This is a genomic window from Saccharopolyspora oryzae (genome assembly GCF_027853915.1).
Classification (GTDB): Bacteria; Actinomycetota; Actinomycetes; order Mycobacteriales; family Pseudonocardiaceae; genus Saccharopolyspora; species Saccharopolyspora oryzae.
Genome location: NZ_JAQGLA010000047.1, coordinates 1 through 15,120, shown reverse-complemented (window position 1 = coordinate 15,120; position 15,120 = coordinate 1). Strand labels below are relative to the sequence as shown.

The following is a 15,120-nucleotide window of genomic DNA, read 5'->3' as shown; positions in this document are numbered from 1 at the left end:
GGCTGGGTGCTCCGGGACCGCAGTTTCAATTGAAACTGTGGTCTGCGCGGGTGCAGTTTCAGTTGAAACTGTGGTCTGCGGGGGTGCAGTTTCAATTGAAACTGTGGTCCCGCGGAGCCCCTCGGGCCGTGCTGGAGGGGAGGTGCGTGCCACGGGCGGGTGCGAGGAAGGTGAGCCTTAGGGCAGGCTGGGGGTCGTGACCCAGGACCGCCAGGCCGAGATCGTCGAGACACCGGACGACCGCGACTCGTTCATGCGCTTGCTCGGGGGTCGGGGCAGCGCGATCGACGCGATGCTGCCGCCCGTCGCCTTCGGCCTCGGCTGGTACCTCAGCGGCGAGTCGATCGCCGTCGGCGGACTCGTGGCGGTGGCGGTCGGAGCGGTGGTCGCGGGGTGGCGGCTGTCCCAGCGGGCACGTCCGCTGGCGGTGCTGATCAGCCTGCTGGCCGTCGCGCTCGGTGCGCTCATCGCGCTCTACACCGGGGACGCGGTGGACTTCTTCCTGCCGCGGCTGGTGACCAACGCGCTCAGCGCGCTCGCCTGGATGACCAGCATCGCGATCCGCTGGCCGCTGCTGGGCGTGGTGGTCGGGACGGCGCTCGGCCAAGCGCGGCGGTGGCGCCAGGACCCGGATCTGCTGCGCGCCTACAGCCGGGCGAGCTGGGTGTGGGTGGGCCAGTACGTGGTGCGGCTGGTGGTGTTCATCCCGCTCTGGCTGGTCGACTGGATCGGCCCGCTGACGATCGCGCAGGTGGTGCTGACCTGGCCGCTGGTGGCGGTCTGCGTGGCGGGCAGCTGGTGGGTCGTGCGCCGGTCGTTGCCCGCAGACCACCCGGGCCTGCGGCATCCGCGCACCCCGGAGTGACAGCCGGATTCGTCGAGCGCAGAATGCGCTCATGTCTCTCGGCAGCGTGATCACCGCGATCGTCACCCCGTTCGACGAGCAGCAGCGCGTCGACGAAGAAGCCTTCCTGTCCCTGTTCCGGCACCTCGTCGACCACGGCTCGGACGGCATCGTGGTCTGCGGGACGACCGGTGAGGCGCCGACCCTCACCGCCGAGGAGCACCTGCGGCTGATCGAGCTCGCCTGCGCCGAGCGCCCGGCCGGGACGACGGTGATCGCCTCGACCGGCTCGAACGACACCGCGCACGCCTGCTCGATGAGCGCGAAGGCCGTCGAGCTCGGCGCGGACGCCGTGCTGTCGGTGACCCCGTACTACAACCGCCCGAACCGGCGCGGGCTCATCGCCCACTTCACCGAGATCGCGCGGGCCACCGCGAAGCCGGTGGTGCTCTACAACGTGCCGTCGCGGATCGGGCTGTCCCTGGACAACGACCTGCTCGCCGAGCTCGCCCAGGTCGAGCACCTCGACTACGTCAAGCAGGCGGACAACGCCGCGCTCGCCCAGATCGACGGCCTCGGGCTGTACGCGGGCAACGACGACGGCTTCGCGCAGGCGCTCGACCTCGGCGGCTGCGGCGGCATCCTGGTGGCCAGCCACCTGGTCGGCGACCAGATGCGCCGGATGGTCGACGAGCCGGAGAACCGCGCGGAGATCGACGCCGAGCTCAAGCCCCTGTTCGCGGCCATGGGAGTGACCACGAACCCGATCCCGGTCAAGGCGGCGCTGAACCTGCTCGGCCACCGGGTCGGCGGTGTCCGCCTGCCGCTCGTCGAGGCCGACGACACGGAACTCGAGGTCATCCGCAAGGCCATCGCCGACCTCAACCTCCTCTGACGGTCAGGCCGGGAGGAGGCGGGCGTGGAGGGCTGGGGGGTCCGGGGTGAGGTCGTGGGCCGCTAGCCAGGCCGCGCCGGCCGCTCCGGGGCCTGCGGTGTGCGGTTCGGGGAAGCCCCGGGACGTCAGTTCGGCGCGGAGGGCTTCGCCGACCGGGTTCGCCGGGGCGACCAGGCCGCCGGCCAGGACGATCGGGGTGCGATCGTCGGGAGTGCGGGTTTCCGCAGCGGTGTCGGCGAGCACGCGCGCTGCGCGGTCGATGATCGCCGCGGCCGTGGGGTCGGAGGCCTTGGTGACCAGCGGTGCGAGCTCGGCGAGCCGGATCGGGGGCGCTGAGTTGACCGCGCTGATCAGCTGTTTGCGCTGCGCATCGGGGTTGTCGGGGAGCAGCGTCTCGCGGACTGCTGCGGTGAGGCCGTGCAGTGTTTCGCCCCGGTCCAGGGCGGCGAGGGTGGCACGGACGGCTTCGCGGCCGAGCCAGTAGGCCGAGCCCTCGTCGCCGAGGAGCCAGCCGTAGCCGCCGACTGTTCTGGTGAGCCGGTGCTGCTCGATGCGGGCGGCGATCGCTCCGGTGCCCGCGATCAGCACCGTGCCGGTCGGCTCCGGCGTTCCCGCCGCGAACGCCACCTCGGAGTCGCTGATCGCGCGCAACCCGCAGTCCAGGCCGAGCCGCGCCCACTCCCGCTCGAACAGTTCGCGGAACTGCGGATCGGCCATCTTGCTGACCCCCGCCATGCCGATCACGCCGGCCCGTACCCGCGCCGGGTCGACGTCGCGCAGAGCGGTCAGCGTGGCGCTGGCGATCTGCCGGACCGCCTCGTCGGCCGGGTGCGAGTTCGGGTTGCCGCCGGCTGCTTCGCCGCAGCCCAGAACGCGGCCGGACAGATCGCTGACCAGCGCGCGGCTGCTGGTGCCGCCGACGTCCAGGCCGAGGACGAATTCCGCATCGCGGTGCATGCGCCTTTTCTACGCGCTTCGAGTGATCGGTACGACAAGGAGGCCGAACATGACCGAAATCGCCAACGGCTGGATTCCGCGTTCGCGAACGGCTATACATCGAGCATTTGCATGATCAGTCGGGGAGAAGCACCATGGTCGACCTTGCCCGAACGCGGCCCGCCGCGGCACCGTCCGAAGTGGACGAGGGGGGCCGATGACCGTCGACGCCCACCACCACCTGTGGGACCTCGACGTCCGCGATCAGCCGTGGATCGTCGGGCCCGAGATGGATCCGCTGCGCCGCGATTTCCGGCCCACCGACCTGCAAGCCGCGCTGAAGGGCACCTCGGTGGACGCCACGGTGCTCGTGCAGACGGTCTCCGATCCGGACGAGACCCCCGAGATGCTGGTGCTGGCCGACTCGGTCGACCGCATCGCGGCGGTCGTCGGCTGGGTCGACCTGACCGCCCGGGACGTGCGCGAACGCATCGGAAGGCTGCAGATCCACCCGTCCGGCCGCTGGCTGAAGGGCATCCGCCACCAGGTCGAGGGCGAGTCCGACCCCGACTGGCTGGTCCGGCCCGACGTGCTCAAGGGGCTGGCCGCGGTCGAGGACGCGGGACTGGTCTACGAGCTGCTCGTCCGCTCGGACCAGCTGCCCGCCGCGGTCAAGGCGGTCGCCCAGTTCCCGCAGCTGACCTTCGTGCTCGACCACTGCGCGAAACCGCCGGTGGCCAGCGGTGAGCTGCAGCCGTGGGCGGACCGGATCCGAGCCCTCGCGGCGCACCCGAACGTGGTGTGCAAGCTGTCCGGTCTGGTGACCGAGGACGACTGGGCCCGGCAACCTGATCCGGTGAGGTTGGCGCCGTACGCCGAGGTCGTGCTGGAGGCGTTCGGGCCCCGCCGCCTGATGTTCGGCTCCGACTGGCCGGTGTGCCTGCTGGCCGCCGAGTACGGGCAGGTCATCGACGTGGCCAAGCAGCTGACGGCGGACCTGGACGACCGGCAGCGTTCGGCGGTGTTCGACCGGAATGCCCGAGAGGTGTACGACATCTGAGGACTTTCGCCTCTGTCGACACCCGCATCTCGACGTTTGCGGCCTGCTCCGATCGGCGTAACCTGACGATGCCCGCCTTACCCCGCCCCCTCGGTGAGGCGGGCTCTTCGTTGTCTGACGCACTCGTTTTGCGTGGCGGTGCGGATCCAGCGCCCCCCACTCCTGCTTCAGCGGTGGGGGATGGTTCCGCAGGTCATGGCCCGTGAGCACTTTGGGTGGCTATGGCAACCCAAAGTGCTCACGGGCCTCTGCCTGCTGGATCAGCGGGTCTTGGTGACCTTGTTCAGGCCTCGGGGGTTGTCCGGGTTGAAGCCGCGGGCCAGGGCCAGGCCCAGGGCCAGCTGCTGGACCGGGAGGATCTCCAGGACCGGGGCCAGCTCTTCGGCGCAGGCCGGGACCGGGATCCGGTGGGCGGCCGGGACGTCCGCGGCCGCCGAGCCGATCGCGCAGACGTCCGCACCGCGCTGGGCCACCGCTTCCAGCGGTTCGCGCATCGCCGTGCCGCCGAGGCCCTGGCTGGTCAGCGCGAGGACCGCGGTGTCCTCGTCGACCGCCGCGACCGGGCCGTGGAGGAGGTCCGCGCCGCTGTAGGAGCGGGCCGACAGGTAGCTGGTCTCGGCCAGCTTCAGCGCCGCTTCGTGGGCCGTCGCGAGGGAGTAGCCGCGGGCCGTGGTGACCATCCGCTCCAGGAAGCGGTAGCGGCCGACCGCTTCGTCCACCGCCTGCCGGCCGGTCGACAGGGTCGTCTCGGCCAGCTCCGGCAGCCCCGCCGCCTGCTCGCCGGTGCCGCCGCGGATCGCGTCGACCAGCAGGTAGAGCGCCAGCATCGTGGCGCCGTAGGTCTTGGTCGCCGCGACCGCCGTCTCGCGGCCCGCCCGGACGTCCACCGACAGCTCGGCGGCCGAGTTCAGCGGGGAGTCGGAGGTGTTGGTGACCGCGACGGTCAGGGCGCCCTGCTTGCGGGCGGACTCGGTGACCTCCAGCAGGTCCGGCGAGCCGCCGCTCTGGCTCACCGACACCAGCAGCACGTCGGTCAGGTCCGGCTGCGCGCCGTACAGCGTGGTGGTGGACGGCGAGGTCAGGCCGGCGGGCAGTTCCAGCAGGGTCTCGATGAGGTACTTCGCGTACAGGGCGGCGTGGTCGCTGGAGCCGCGCGCGGCGAGCAGCGCGAACCGCGGGCGGCGCTCCGCGACGGTCGCCGCGACCTGGGCGATCGCGTCCCGAGCGGCCAGCAGGTCGGCGAAGATCGCGGGCTGCTGGCGGATCTCGTCGGCCATGTGATGGCCATGGGTGGCGGTCATCGGGCCCATCCCTTCGAGTCGAGGTCTAGACCAATCGTAGCCGGGACTGGTCCCGCGGCCAATCCTCGCCCGGAACTGCGACGACCGCCTCACCGAGCTAGCCCTTCACAGCTCCGGAAGTGACGCCGGAGACCATCTTTCGCTGCACCGCCAGGAAGAACACGAGCACCGGCAAGGTGAACAAGGTGGCCGAGGCCATCGTCGCGCCCCAGTCGGTGCCGAACGCCGTGGTGAACGTCTTCAGGAACACCGGCAGCGTCTGCAGGCTCTCGGAACGCATCAGCACCAGCGCGTACAGGAACTCGTTCCACGCGGTGATGAACGCGAACACCGAGGTCGCCACCAGACCCGGGCCGAGCAGCGGCAGCGTGACCCGGCGGAACGCCTCGGCCCGGCTGCAGCCGTCGACCATGGCGGCTTCCTCCAGGTCGACCGGGATCCCGTCGATGAACCCGCGCAGCGACCAGATGGTGAACGGCAGCGTGGTGATCCAGTAGACCAGGATCAGCGCGGGCAGCTTGTTCAACAGCCCGAGGTCCCGCATGAACAGGAACATCGGCACCATCAACGCCTCGAACGGCACCATCTGCGCGACCAGCACGAGCATCAGGAAGCCCTTGCGCCCGCGGAACCGGAACCGGCTCATCGCCAGCGCCGCCAGCGTGCCCGCGACCAGCGAGCAGGCCACCGCGGTGAGCGTGACCAGCAGGCTGTTCCCCAGGTAGCGCAGGAAGTCCGAGCTGAACAGCGCGGTCGCGTAGTTCTCGAAGGTGACCGAGGTGGGCACCAGGTCGTAGGACGTGGACAGCACGTCGCCGCGAGGTTTGATCGAGCTGGTCACCATCCAGTACGTCGGGAACGCGAAGACGAGCGCGATGGCCAGGGCCAGCGCGGACAGTCCGTATCGGCGGATCGTCACAGCTCACCCTCCTGGGATCGCAGCAGCAGGCGCAGGTACTGGGCGCAGACGACGACGAGCACGAGCACCATCAGCACGCTGACCGCGGCGGCCACGCCGAAGTGCTTGCCCGCGATGCCCTCGAGGTACTGCAGCACCGGCAGCGTGGTGCTCTCCCCGTTCGGGCCGCCCTCGCGGATCGCCCACACCTGCGAGAACACCTTGAAGTCCCACAGGATCGACAGGAACGTCACGATCATCAGCACCGGTTTGAGGTGCGGCCAGGTGATCGCGGCGAAGGTCTGGTGGGCGTTCGCGCCGTCGATCCCGGCCGATTCGTACAGGTCCTTGGGCACGCCGATCAGCGCGGCATAGAGCGTCATCGCCACGAACGGCACGGCCTGCCAGACGATCAGGATGCCGACCACGGTGAGGGTGCTGGTGCCGCTGGAGAACCAGGCGGCGCGCTCGAAGGAGTCGAAGCCCAGCAGCACCAGGGTCTTGTTCAGGATCCCGAACTGCTGGTCGAAGATCCACTGGAACACCGTCGTCGCGGCCAGCTGCGGCATCGCCCACGCCAGCAGCAGGCTGATCTGCAGCAGCACCCGCGGCACCGCCGGGATGTTCTGCATCAGCAGCGCCAGCAGCAGCGCGATCACGACCGTGGCGGCCACCATGCAGGCGGTGAACACCACGGTCCGCAGCGCGATGACCCAGAAGTCCGAGCCGCTGAGGACCTCCGCGTAGTTGTCGAAACCGGCCCAGACGACCCGGCCGCTGGTGAGCTCGCCGAGGTCGAGCTTCCGGAAGCTGGTGATGATCACGTTCACCGCGGGCCAGCCGAGCAGCACGACCAGTGCCAGCACGGCGGGGGCCAGCAGCAGGTACGGCATCGACACCGAGGTGCGGCGCCGGGCGCCGGGCACCGCGGGCGGTTCCGCGGTGCCCGACGCCGGGCGGGTTTGCGTGGCGGTCATGGTCAGTTCTTCGCCGCCAGCAGCTCGGTGATCTTCTCGTTGGCCGCGATGGTCGCGTCCACGACGCTCTTCTGGCCGGTCAGCACCGAGGTCATCATGTCCTTCAGCGGGTTCTGGCCGGATTCCACGGTGGCCCACTGCGGAACGGCCGGCGGCACCTTGCCGGACTTGGACGCGATCGCCATCGCCGCGCTGACCGGGTTGCCCTCCAGCGCGCTGGTGTCCTGCGAGGCGCCCGGCACCACGCCGCTCTCGGCGATCTTGGTCTGGTACTTCTGGCTGGTCAGCAGCTTCAGGTAGTCCTTGGCCGCGTCGGCGTCGGCGCTGCCCGCCGGGATCGCCAGGTTGGAGCCGCCGAGGAACACCGGCGCGGTCTTGCCCGGGTACTTCGACGGGATCGGGAAGGCGCTGGTGAGCCCGGTGATCTGCGGGTTGGTCTCGGCCGCGGTCTGCACCTCCCAGGGCAGCGCGATCATCATCGCGACCTTGCCCTTGGCGTAGATCTCGGCCTGCTGCGGCTTGGCCTCGTCGATGTCGGCCGCGGCCTGGGTGCGCGACTCCTCGAAGAGCTGCTGGTAGTACTCGACGCCTTCGCGGGCCTGCGGGGTGTCGAGCGCGCCCTTGTAGTCGGCGCCGTCGCGGACGGCGAGCTCACCGCCGGAGTCCCAGACGAACGACAGCAGCGCGTACCAGGACTGGCCGGGCAGGTAGAGCGACTGGAACTCGGGGTCCGAGCCGTGGGTCTGCTCGAGCTTGGCGATGGCGCCCAGCAGCTCGTCGCGGGTGGTGGGCGGCTGGGTGATGCCGGCCTGGTCGAAGAGCTGCTTGTTGTAGACCACCACGCGGTTGGCCGCGTAGAACGGCACGCCGTACTGCTTGCCCTCCCACGCGCCGGATTCGCCCAGCGCCGGAACCCACTGCGACTTGTTCAGCGCGTCGGCGTCGGCGGTGAGGTCCAGCAGCGTGCCCTCGGCGGAGAACTGCGGGTTCTGGCTGTTCCCGAGCTCGATCACGTCCGGCGGATCTTCGCTGGCCAGCGCGGTGGTCAGCCGGTCCTGGATGCCGTTCCACTGCTGGATCTGGTAGTCCACCTTCATGCCCGGGTGGCTCTGCTCGAACTCCTTGTTGAGCTCGTCGATCAGCGCGTCGGACGCGGACCCGTCCATCAGCCACACGGTCAGGGTGTTGTCGCTGACCCCGGGACCCCCACCGCATCCGGCCAGCGCCAACGACGTCGCGGCGGCGGCCGCGAGCGCTCTCCAGGTCTTCAATTTTCGCCCCTTCCTCCGCGGCGTCGCGGAGTTGCAAAGCTTTTGGTGTAGACCAATGCAGGTGAGGATTGTGGTGTTGCACACCCGATGTCAAGAGTCCGCGGGGTTACTGTTCATCCACGCATAAGGCTGGCTTGAGCTTCGGGAGCAGATCGCCGTCCGGCCCGGATGACCCGGCGGCGCTCGCGGGGGCGCGCGCTTCGGGCATGCTGGTGGTCTGGACGACTTCGGCGAGGCGGCGACTTCGACGCTTCTGGGGCGGCAAGGTTCGTGGCGGTAGGAGGAACGATGCTCGAAACGTCCGTGTCCGGCGGGGCGGACTCGTCGGGGCGCGCGCAACGAGAACCGAAGTACTGGGGGCTCAAGCAGCACCTGCTGGACATGCTCCGCTCGCTGCCGCCCGGATCGCCCATCCCCACCGAACGATCGCTGGCCGCCGAGTTCGACGTCTCGCGCACCACGGTCCGCCAGGCGCTGGCCGAGCTGACGGTGGAGGGCCGGCTGCTGCGGGTGCAGGGCAAGGGCACCTTCGCGGCCAAGCCGAAGGTCGCCCAGCGGCTGCAGCTGAGCAGCTACACCGAGGACATGCGGGCGCAGGGGCGCCAGCCCACCTCGCGGCTGCTGGAGGTCGTCGAGGAACCGGCAGATCCGGAGCTGGCGACGCTGCTGGAGACCAAGCCCAGCGCCACCGTGCTGCGGCTGCGCCGGTTGCGGCTGGCCGACGGTGAGCCGATGGCCATCGAGACCACCCACCTGCCGCTGACCCGGTTCCGCGGGCTGACCCGCCGGCTGGAGTCCGGCGGATCGCTGTACCAGGTGCTGCGCGAGAACTTCGACGTCGAGCTGGGGCACGCCGAGGAGACGATAGAGACCGCGCTGGCCAGCCCCGAGGAGGCCGAGCTGCTGGGCTCCGAGGTGGGGCTCCCGATGCTGCTGCTGTCCCGGCACTCCTTCGACACCGAGGGGCACCCGGTGGAGTGGGTGCGCTCGATCTACCGCGGCGACCGGTACAAGTTCGTCGCCCGCCTGAACCCGCCGAACTGAGCGCCGCCACCGCAACGCCGTCGAGGAGGGCATCCCGCCGCGCGGGGTGCCCTCCTGGCGTTACACCGAGTGGGAGTACTCACGAAACGCGCTGATCAGGAGAAAAGCCGCGCCGTCGGCCGTTTTCCGTTCTGGAGAGAGTGCGTTCTGAGTGCGTGGGAGCCATGGTCAGGCACAAAGAGGATCAGCTGGACGAGCCGGACGAGAAGGACTCGGACGAGGAGCAGAAGGCCAAGAAGATCGACATCAAGCCGGCGCAGGTCGCGGGGGCGGCCACCGCGTCGGTGACGGCGGCGTTCCTGGGTTCCCGGCTCGGGGTCGCCGGCACCGTGATCGGCGCTGGCATGACCAGCGTGATCATCACCGTCGGCGGCGCGCTGTACCAGCGCTCGTTCGAGAACGCCAAGGACAAGGCGCTGGTCGCGGCGGTGAAGGCCAAGCGGGCCACCCGCGTCCACGCCCGGCAGTTGCCTGCTGAGCTGCGCAAGATGGCGGAGGCCCGCAAGTCGTCCGAGGAGACCCGCAAGGCGACGGAGCAGGCGCGCAAGGCGTTGGGGGAGACCACGCGCGTCCTCTCGCTGGAGGCGACGCGCAAGGTCGACCCGGCCAAGCCCGCGAGCGAGGAGGCGACGCGCCGGATCCACGTCGCGCCGGGCATGCAGTGGCCCGGCGGCGAGCAGGTCGTCGACTCCGAGGGCACCAAGCGGATCGACCTGTCGACCGCGGTGGTGGAGGCCCCGGAGGAGTCCCCGGTCCCGGTCGACCGGCGCAAGGTCCGGAAGCGCTGGGTGATGGCGGCGGCCAGCTGCGTGGTGGCGTTCGTGCTGGCCATGCTGGTCGTCACCGGCTTCGAGGGGATCACCGGCCGTCCGCTTTCCGGCGAGGAGAGCGGTACGACGCTCGGCCACGTGCTGGACCGCCAGCCCCGGGAGGAGGTGGCGCCGCCGCCGACCAAGGTCGAGAAGCCGGTGGAGACCACCACCCGCGAGCCGGCGCCGAGCACCGAGGTCCCGTCGACGCCGCCGCCCACCCAGCCGCCGTCGACGGAGCAGACCCCGACCCAGCAGCCGACCCAGCCGACGACGACGGAGCAGGTCCCGACCGAGCAGCAGACCCAGACGGAGCAGCCGACCGAAACGGCGCCTCCGACGGGTCTGTTCCAGGACCCCCGGATGAACTGAGCTCCGCCCCTCGTGAGCACTTCGGGGTGCCCCAGCTCCCCGAAGTGCTCACGACTCGAGGCTGAACTCTGAAAACCGTTCGTATGAACGACGATTGGGCTACCTCGATCAGGCCGAGTTTCGTGCCTAATGGGACAAAAGGTGGATGTGGGACTGGTGTAGTCCTCTGATACTGGATCGCGCGACGGGGGTTGCGAGATCCAGCTCACAGGAGGAGACATCAGATGAAGCGCAGACTCGCGGCCCGGGTGGCCGGGACCGTGGTGCTGGCAGCTGGGACGGTGGCCGCGCTCACCATGCCGGCCACCGCGACCGGATCCGCCCCGCCGGAAACCCCGGCGGTCACCCAGCTCGACGCGATGCAGCGCGACCTGGGGATGACCCGGGACCAAGCGCTGCAGCGGCTCGACCAGCAGGCCACCGCGACCCGCGCGGAGCAGGTGCTCAGCCGCACGCTGGCCGGTTCGTACGGCGGCGCCTACTTCGACGCCGCGCAGGGCAAGCTCGTCGTCCTGACCACCGACGAAGCTCGCTTCAACCAGGTGCTCGCGATGGGCGCCGTGCCGAAGAAGGCCGACTTCACCGTCGAGCAGCTCAACGGCGTGGTGGCCGGGCTCAACCAGCACAGCAACTTCGCTCCGAAGTCGGTCTCGGGCTGGTACGCGCAGGCCAGGGAGAACTCCGTCATCGTCACCACCCGGCCCGGATCCGCGTCCCAGGCGGCCAAGTTCGTGCAGGCCACGGGCGTTCTCTCGCAGGCCGTGCGGGTCGTCGAGTCGATGGAGAACCCGCGCACCTACGCCGTGGTCGGCGGCAACGCCTACTACATCGGCAGCGGTGCCCGCTGCTCGGTCGGCTTCTCCGTGCAGGGCGGGTTCGTCACCGCGGGCCACTGCGGCCAGACCGGTGCGACCACGTCCCAGCCCGACGGGCGGTTCGAGGGCTCGACCTTCCCTGGCAACGACTACGCCTGGGTGAGCGTCACCTCCGACACCCCGCAACCGCAGGTGAACCGCTACGACGGCACCACCGTCGACGTCGCCGGATCCACCGAGGTGGCCGAGGGCGCGGCGATCTGCCGCTCGGGCTCGACCACGGGCTGGCACTGCGGATCGGTCGAGGCCAAGAACCAGACGGTCCAGTACCCGCAGGGCACCGTGACCGGCCTGACCCGCACCAACGTCTGCGCCGAGCCCGGTGACTCGGGCGGCTCGTTCATCTCCGACGACCAGGCCCAGGGCGTCACCTCGGGCGGTTCGGGCGACTGCAGCTCCGGCGGCACGACCTACTTCCAGCCGGTCAACCCGATCCTGTCCACCTACGGCCTGACCCTGCTCACCCGCTGATCGACCCCGAACGCGAAGCGACCCCCGGCATCCGGCCGGGGGTCGCTTTCGTACTGGTCAGGGGAGGCGGTCGCGGAGTTCCCGGGCTGCGGCGCGGGGATCTTCGGCCTCGGTGATGGCTCGCACCACCACGACGCGCTCGGCGCCTGCCTTCAGCGCTTCGTCCAGGTTGTCCGGGCCGATGCCGCCGATGGCGAACCACGGCCGGCCGTGCCCGCGGTGCTCCGCCGCGTGCTTGACCAGCTCGAGCCCGGCCGCCGCGCGACCCGGCTTGGTCGGCGTCGTCCACACCGGGCCGGTGCAGAAGTAGTCCACGCCCGGCTCGGCCGCTGCGGCGTCGGCCTGCACCACGTCGTGCGTGGAGCGGCCGATCGCGATGTGCTCGCCGAGCATGCGCCGCGCGATGTCCACCGGCAGGTCGTCCTGCCCCAGGTGCAGGATGTCGGCTTCCGCGGCCAGCGCGACGTCCGCGCGGTCGTTGACCGCCAGCAGGGCGCCGTGCCGCACGCACGCCTCGGCCAGCACCTCCAGGGCGGCCAGCTCGTGGCGCGCCTCCAGCGGTGCGCCCCCGGGTTGCTTGTCGCGCAGCTGCACGATGTCCACGCCGCCGGCCAGCGCGGCGTCCACGAACTCCGCGAGATCACCGCGTTCGGTGCGGGCGTCGGTGCACAGGTAGAGCCGCGCCTCGTTGAGGCGGGCGCGGATGCCGAAGCCGTCCATTCCAGGCATGCCCCACAGGGTAGCTCTGGTGCGCGCGCGAATGCGGGCTCGGAGTCGGCGTTCCCGGCAGGTACGGTGTAAGGCGGTGAGCACGGGAGCCCGGTAGCGGGCTGAGAGGGGGCGTTGGCCCCGACCGTCGAACCTGATCCGGGTCATGCCGGCGCAGGGAGCGTGGAGTTGTCTGAAGAACGAACCGAGCACGTCGTCGTCATCGGCGGCGGAGTGATCGGGTTGTCCGTCGCCTGGCGCGCAGCGGCCGCCGGGCATCGAGTGCAGTTGATCGATCCGGCACCGGCCTCCGGTGCGTCCTTCGTGGCGGGCGGAATGCTGGCGCCGATCGCCGAGGCCTGGCCCGGCGAGGAGGAGCTGCTCGAGCTGGGCAGCGCGTCGCTGGAGCGCTGGCCCGACTTCGCCGAGGAGCTCAGCCGCGCGTCCGGGCTGCCGTCCGGGCTGCGCCGCGAGGGCACCCTCGTCGTCGGCGTGGACAGCGCGGACCGCGCGGAGCTGGACGAACTGGCCGAATACCTGTCCCGGCAGGGCCGCACCGTGACCCGGCTTTCGGGCCGGGAGGCGCGGCGGCTCGAACCGTCCTTGGGGCCCGCGGTGCGCGGTGGCCTCGAAGTTCCGGGAGATCTCGCGGTCGACAACCGCCTGGCGCTGGCCGCGTTGCGCGCTGCGGCGACGGCTGCGGGGGTCGAATTCGTCGCAGCGGCGGCGAAAAGCGTCCGCGAGGGCGCGGTGGAGCTCGAAGATTCCACTGTGGACTGCGATGTCGCGGTGATCGCCGCAGGTGCGCACTCCGGTTCCCTGCACCCGGCGCTGCGCGACCGGATCCGCCCGGTGAAGGGCGAGATCCTGCGACTGCGCGCGCGGAGCACGGCGCTGCCGCCGCCGAGCCGCACCGTGCGCGGTCCCGTGCACGGCCGCCCGGTCTACCTGGTGCCGCGCGACGACGGGGGACTGGTGCTCGGCGCCACCCAGTACGAGGTCGGGTTCGACACCGAAGTCACCCTCGGCGGAGTGCGCGACCTGATCGCCGACGCCGAGCAGGTGATGCCGGGCATCGCCGAGTACCAGCTGGTCGAGGCCAGGGCCGGGCTGCGGCCCAGCACCGACGACAACCTGCCGGTGCTCGGCTGGCTGGAGCCGGGCGTGCTGGCCGCCACCGCCCACCACCGCGGCGGGTTCCTGCTCGCCCCGGTCACCGTGGACGCGGTGCTCGCGCTGCTGCGCGGCGACGAACCCGACGCGCTGATCAAGACCACCGATCCGAGCCGATGGGGAGGACAGCAGTGGACGTCGTGATCAACGGGAAACCGCGGCAGGTCGCCGAGGGCGCACTGCTCGCCGCGGTGCTCGCCGAGTTCGGAGTGCCGGACCGGGGCGTCGCGGTGGCCGTCGACGGTGCGGTCGTGCCGCGCGCGAGCTGGGCGGAGACCGAGCTGAACCCCGGGGCCACGATCGAGGTCCTCACCGCAGTGCAAGGAGGGTGACATGGACGACCCGTTGGTGATCGCCGGACGCGAGTTCGGTTCGCGGCTGATCACCGGGACCGGTGGGGCGACGAACCTCGCGGTCCTGGAACGCGCGCTGATCGCATCCGGCACCGAGCTGACCACCGTGGCGATGCGCCGCGCGGACGCCGGTGGCGGCACCGGAGTGCTCGACCTGCTGCGCAAGCTCGGCATCGAAGCGCTGCCGAACACGGCGGGCTGCCGGACGGCGGCCGAAGCGGTGCTGACCGCGCAGCTGGCGCGCGAGGCGCTGGAGACGAACTGGGTCAAGCTGGAGGTCGTCGCCGACGACGACACCCTGCTGCCCGACCCGGTGGAGCTGCTGGACGCCGCGGAGCAGCTGGTCGACCAGGGCTTCGTGGTCCTGGCCTACACCAACGACGACCCGGTGCTGGCGCTGAAGCTGGAGGAGACCGGCTGCGCGGCGGTGATGCCGCTGGGCTCGCCGATCGGAACCGGCCTGGGCATCCGCAACCCGCACAACATCGAGATGATCGTCTCCCGGGCCTCGGTCCCGATCGTCCTCGACGCGGGCATCGGCACGGCCTCGGACGCGGCCCTGGCGATGGAACTCGGCTGCTCGGCGGTCCTGCTGGCCACGGCGGTCACCCGAGCCCAAGACCCGGAACGAATGGCGGCGGCCATGCGCTCGGCGGTCGAAGCCGGCCGCCTCGCGTCCCTGGCAGGCCGAATCCCCAAGCGCTTCTGGGCAGAAGCCTCCAGCCCAGGCCGCCCCATGAGCTGACCCACCAGTAGCCCGGCCCGGTTGGTCCGCAGTTTCAATTGAAACTGCGGACCAACCGGCGTGTCGGGACCTCGGCGTGTCGGTGCCCCTACCCCGCAGTTTCAATTGAAACTGCAGTCCCCACCCACGGCGGATCACAGTTTCAATTGAAACTGCACACCCGGGCGTGTCGGGACCTCGGCGTGTCGGGACCTGTGGACTCCGACACGCCAACACCTGTGGACAAGTCGTCCTGGCTGTGGAGAACTTCCGCAAATTCAATGAGGTGATCTCAGTGGATTCGGCCGTGTTCGTGGTGGGTGAGGACGAGGGCGGCTTGGACGATGTCGCCGATTTTGCGGGGGCTGGCGGTGATGTGGTGCAGGGTTCGCCAGCGTCCGACCAGGAG

15 protein-coding genes and 1 riboswitch are annotated in these 15,120 nt (G+C 70.6%); of the genes, 9 read left to right on the top strand and 6 right to left on the bottom strand.

What is annotated here, in order from left to right:
- The first annotated feature begins 196 nt into the window (after positions 1-196).
- Positions 197-865: a DUF3159 domain-containing protein gene (locus OU415_RS24040; protein ID WP_270951421.1), complete on the top strand. Its 669-nt coding sequence runs from the start codon at positions 197-199 to the stop codon at positions 863-865.
- Positions 866-896: 31 nt separating this feature from the next.
- Entirely contained in the window at positions 897-1,739 is an 843-nt protein-coding gene (gene dapA / locus OU415_RS24035) for a 4-hydroxy-tetrahydrodipicolinate synthase (protein WP_270951420.1), read from the top strand.
- A 3-nt stretch (positions 1,740-1,742) separates the two neighbouring features.
- Here dapA and OU415_RS24030 read toward each other — a convergent pair whose 3' ends face one another.
- Positions 1,743-2,696 carry an N-acetylglucosamine kinase gene (locus OU415_RS24030; protein WP_270951419.1) on the bottom strand — a complete coding sequence of 318 codons (954 nt, stop codon included), beginning with the start codon at positions 2,694-2,696 and terminating at the stop codon, positions 1,743-1,745.
- A gap of 196 nt (positions 2,697-2,892) precedes the next feature.
- Between OU415_RS24030 and OU415_RS24025 the strand changes: the two genes are divergently transcribed.
- Positions 2,893-3,735: an amidohydrolase family protein gene (locus tag OU415_RS24025; protein WP_270951418.1), complete on the top strand. Its 843-nt coding sequence runs from the start codon at positions 2,893-2,895 to the stop codon at positions 3,733-3,735.
- 260 nt (positions 3,736-3,995) lie between these two features.
- Here OU415_RS24025 and OU415_RS24020 read toward each other — a convergent pair whose 3' ends face one another.
- The 4 genes from OU415_RS24020 to OU415_RS24005 form a co-directional block, all read right to left on the bottom strand.
- Positions 3,996-5,045 (bottom strand): SIS domain-containing protein, encoded by a 1,050-nt coding sequence (locus OU415_RS24020; RefSeq protein ID WP_408641900.1) that lies wholly within the window; start codon positions 5,043-5,045, stop codon positions 3,996-3,998.
- Positions 5,046-5,133: 88 nt separating this feature from the next.
- Positions 5,134-5,955, bottom strand: coding sequence for a carbohydrate ABC transporter permease (locus OU415_RS24015; RefSeq protein WP_270951416.1), 822 nt, complete (start codon positions 5,953-5,955; stop codon positions 5,134-5,136).
- A complete protein-coding gene (locus OU415_RS24010; protein ID WP_408641903.1) occupies positions 5,952-6,917 on the bottom strand; it encodes a carbohydrate ABC transporter permease in 966 nt (321 codons plus the stop codon). Before OU415_RS24010 ends, OU415_RS24015 begins: the two co-directional genes overlap by 4 nt.
- Positions 6,914-8,182: an extracellular solute-binding protein gene (locus OU415_RS24005; RefSeq protein ID WP_270951412.1), complete on the bottom strand. Its 1,269-nt coding sequence runs from the start codon at positions 8,180-8,182 to the stop codon at positions 6,914-6,916. The genes OU415_RS24010 and OU415_RS24005 overlap by 4 nt, the downstream gene beginning before the upstream one ends.
- Positions 8,183-8,470: 288 nt before the next feature.
- On the opposite strand from OU415_RS24005, the gene OU415_RS24000 reads away from it, so the two are divergent.
- From OU415_RS24000 to OU415_RS23990, 3 genes are all read left to right on the top strand, one after another.
- Positions 8,471-9,226 (top strand): GntR family transcriptional regulator, encoded by a 756-nt coding sequence (locus tag OU415_RS24000; RefSeq protein ID WP_270951410.1) that lies wholly within the window; start codon positions 8,471-8,473, stop codon positions 9,224-9,226.
- 164 nt (positions 9,227-9,390) lie between these two features.
- Entirely contained in the window at positions 9,391-10,407 is a 1,017-nt protein-coding gene (locus tag OU415_RS23995) for a hypothetical protein (protein WP_270951408.1), read from the top strand.
- A gap of 224 nt (positions 10,408-10,631) precedes the next feature.
- A complete protein-coding gene (locus tag OU415_RS23990) occupies positions 10,632-11,753 on the top strand; it encodes a S1 family peptidase (RefSeq protein ID WP_270951406.1) in 1,122 nt (373 codons plus the stop codon).
- A gap of 57 nt (positions 11,754-11,810) precedes the next feature.
- Here OU415_RS23990 and thiE read toward each other — a convergent pair whose 3' ends face one another.
- Complete coding sequence (gene thiE, locus OU415_RS23985) at positions 11,811-12,482, bottom strand: thiamine phosphate synthase (RefSeq protein WP_270951405.1); 672 nt, start codon at positions 12,480-12,482, stop codon at positions 11,811-11,813.
- A gap of 72 nt (positions 12,483-12,554) precedes the next feature.
- Positions 12,555-12,659, top strand: a riboswitch (TPP riboswitch).
- Here thiE and thiO point away from each other — a divergent pair.
- The 3 genes from thiO to thiG all read left to right on the top strand — a co-directional run bounded on the left by thiO (position 12,651) and on the right by thiG (position 14,732).
- Positions 12,651-13,778 (top strand): glycine oxidase ThiO, encoded by a 1,128-nt coding sequence (gene thiO, locus OU415_RS23980; RefSeq protein WP_270951404.1) that lies wholly within the window; start codon positions 12,651-12,653, stop codon positions 13,776-13,778. (Overlaps the previous riboswitch by 9 nt.)
- The gene (thiS, locus tag OU415_RS23975) at positions 13,766-13,966 is read left to right on the top strand and encodes a sulfur carrier protein ThiS (protein WP_270951403.1); all 201 of its coding nucleotides are present in this window, start codon (positions 13,766-13,768) and stop codon (positions 13,964-13,966) included. Before thiO ends, thiS begins: the two co-directional genes overlap by 13 nt.
- 1 nt (position 13,967) lies before the next feature.
- Positions 13,968-14,732: a thiazole synthase gene (gene thiG / locus OU415_RS23970; RefSeq protein WP_270951402.1), complete on the top strand. Its 765-nt coding sequence runs from the start codon at positions 13,968-13,970 to the stop codon at positions 14,730-14,732.
- Positions 14,733-15,120: the final 388 nt, after the last annotated feature.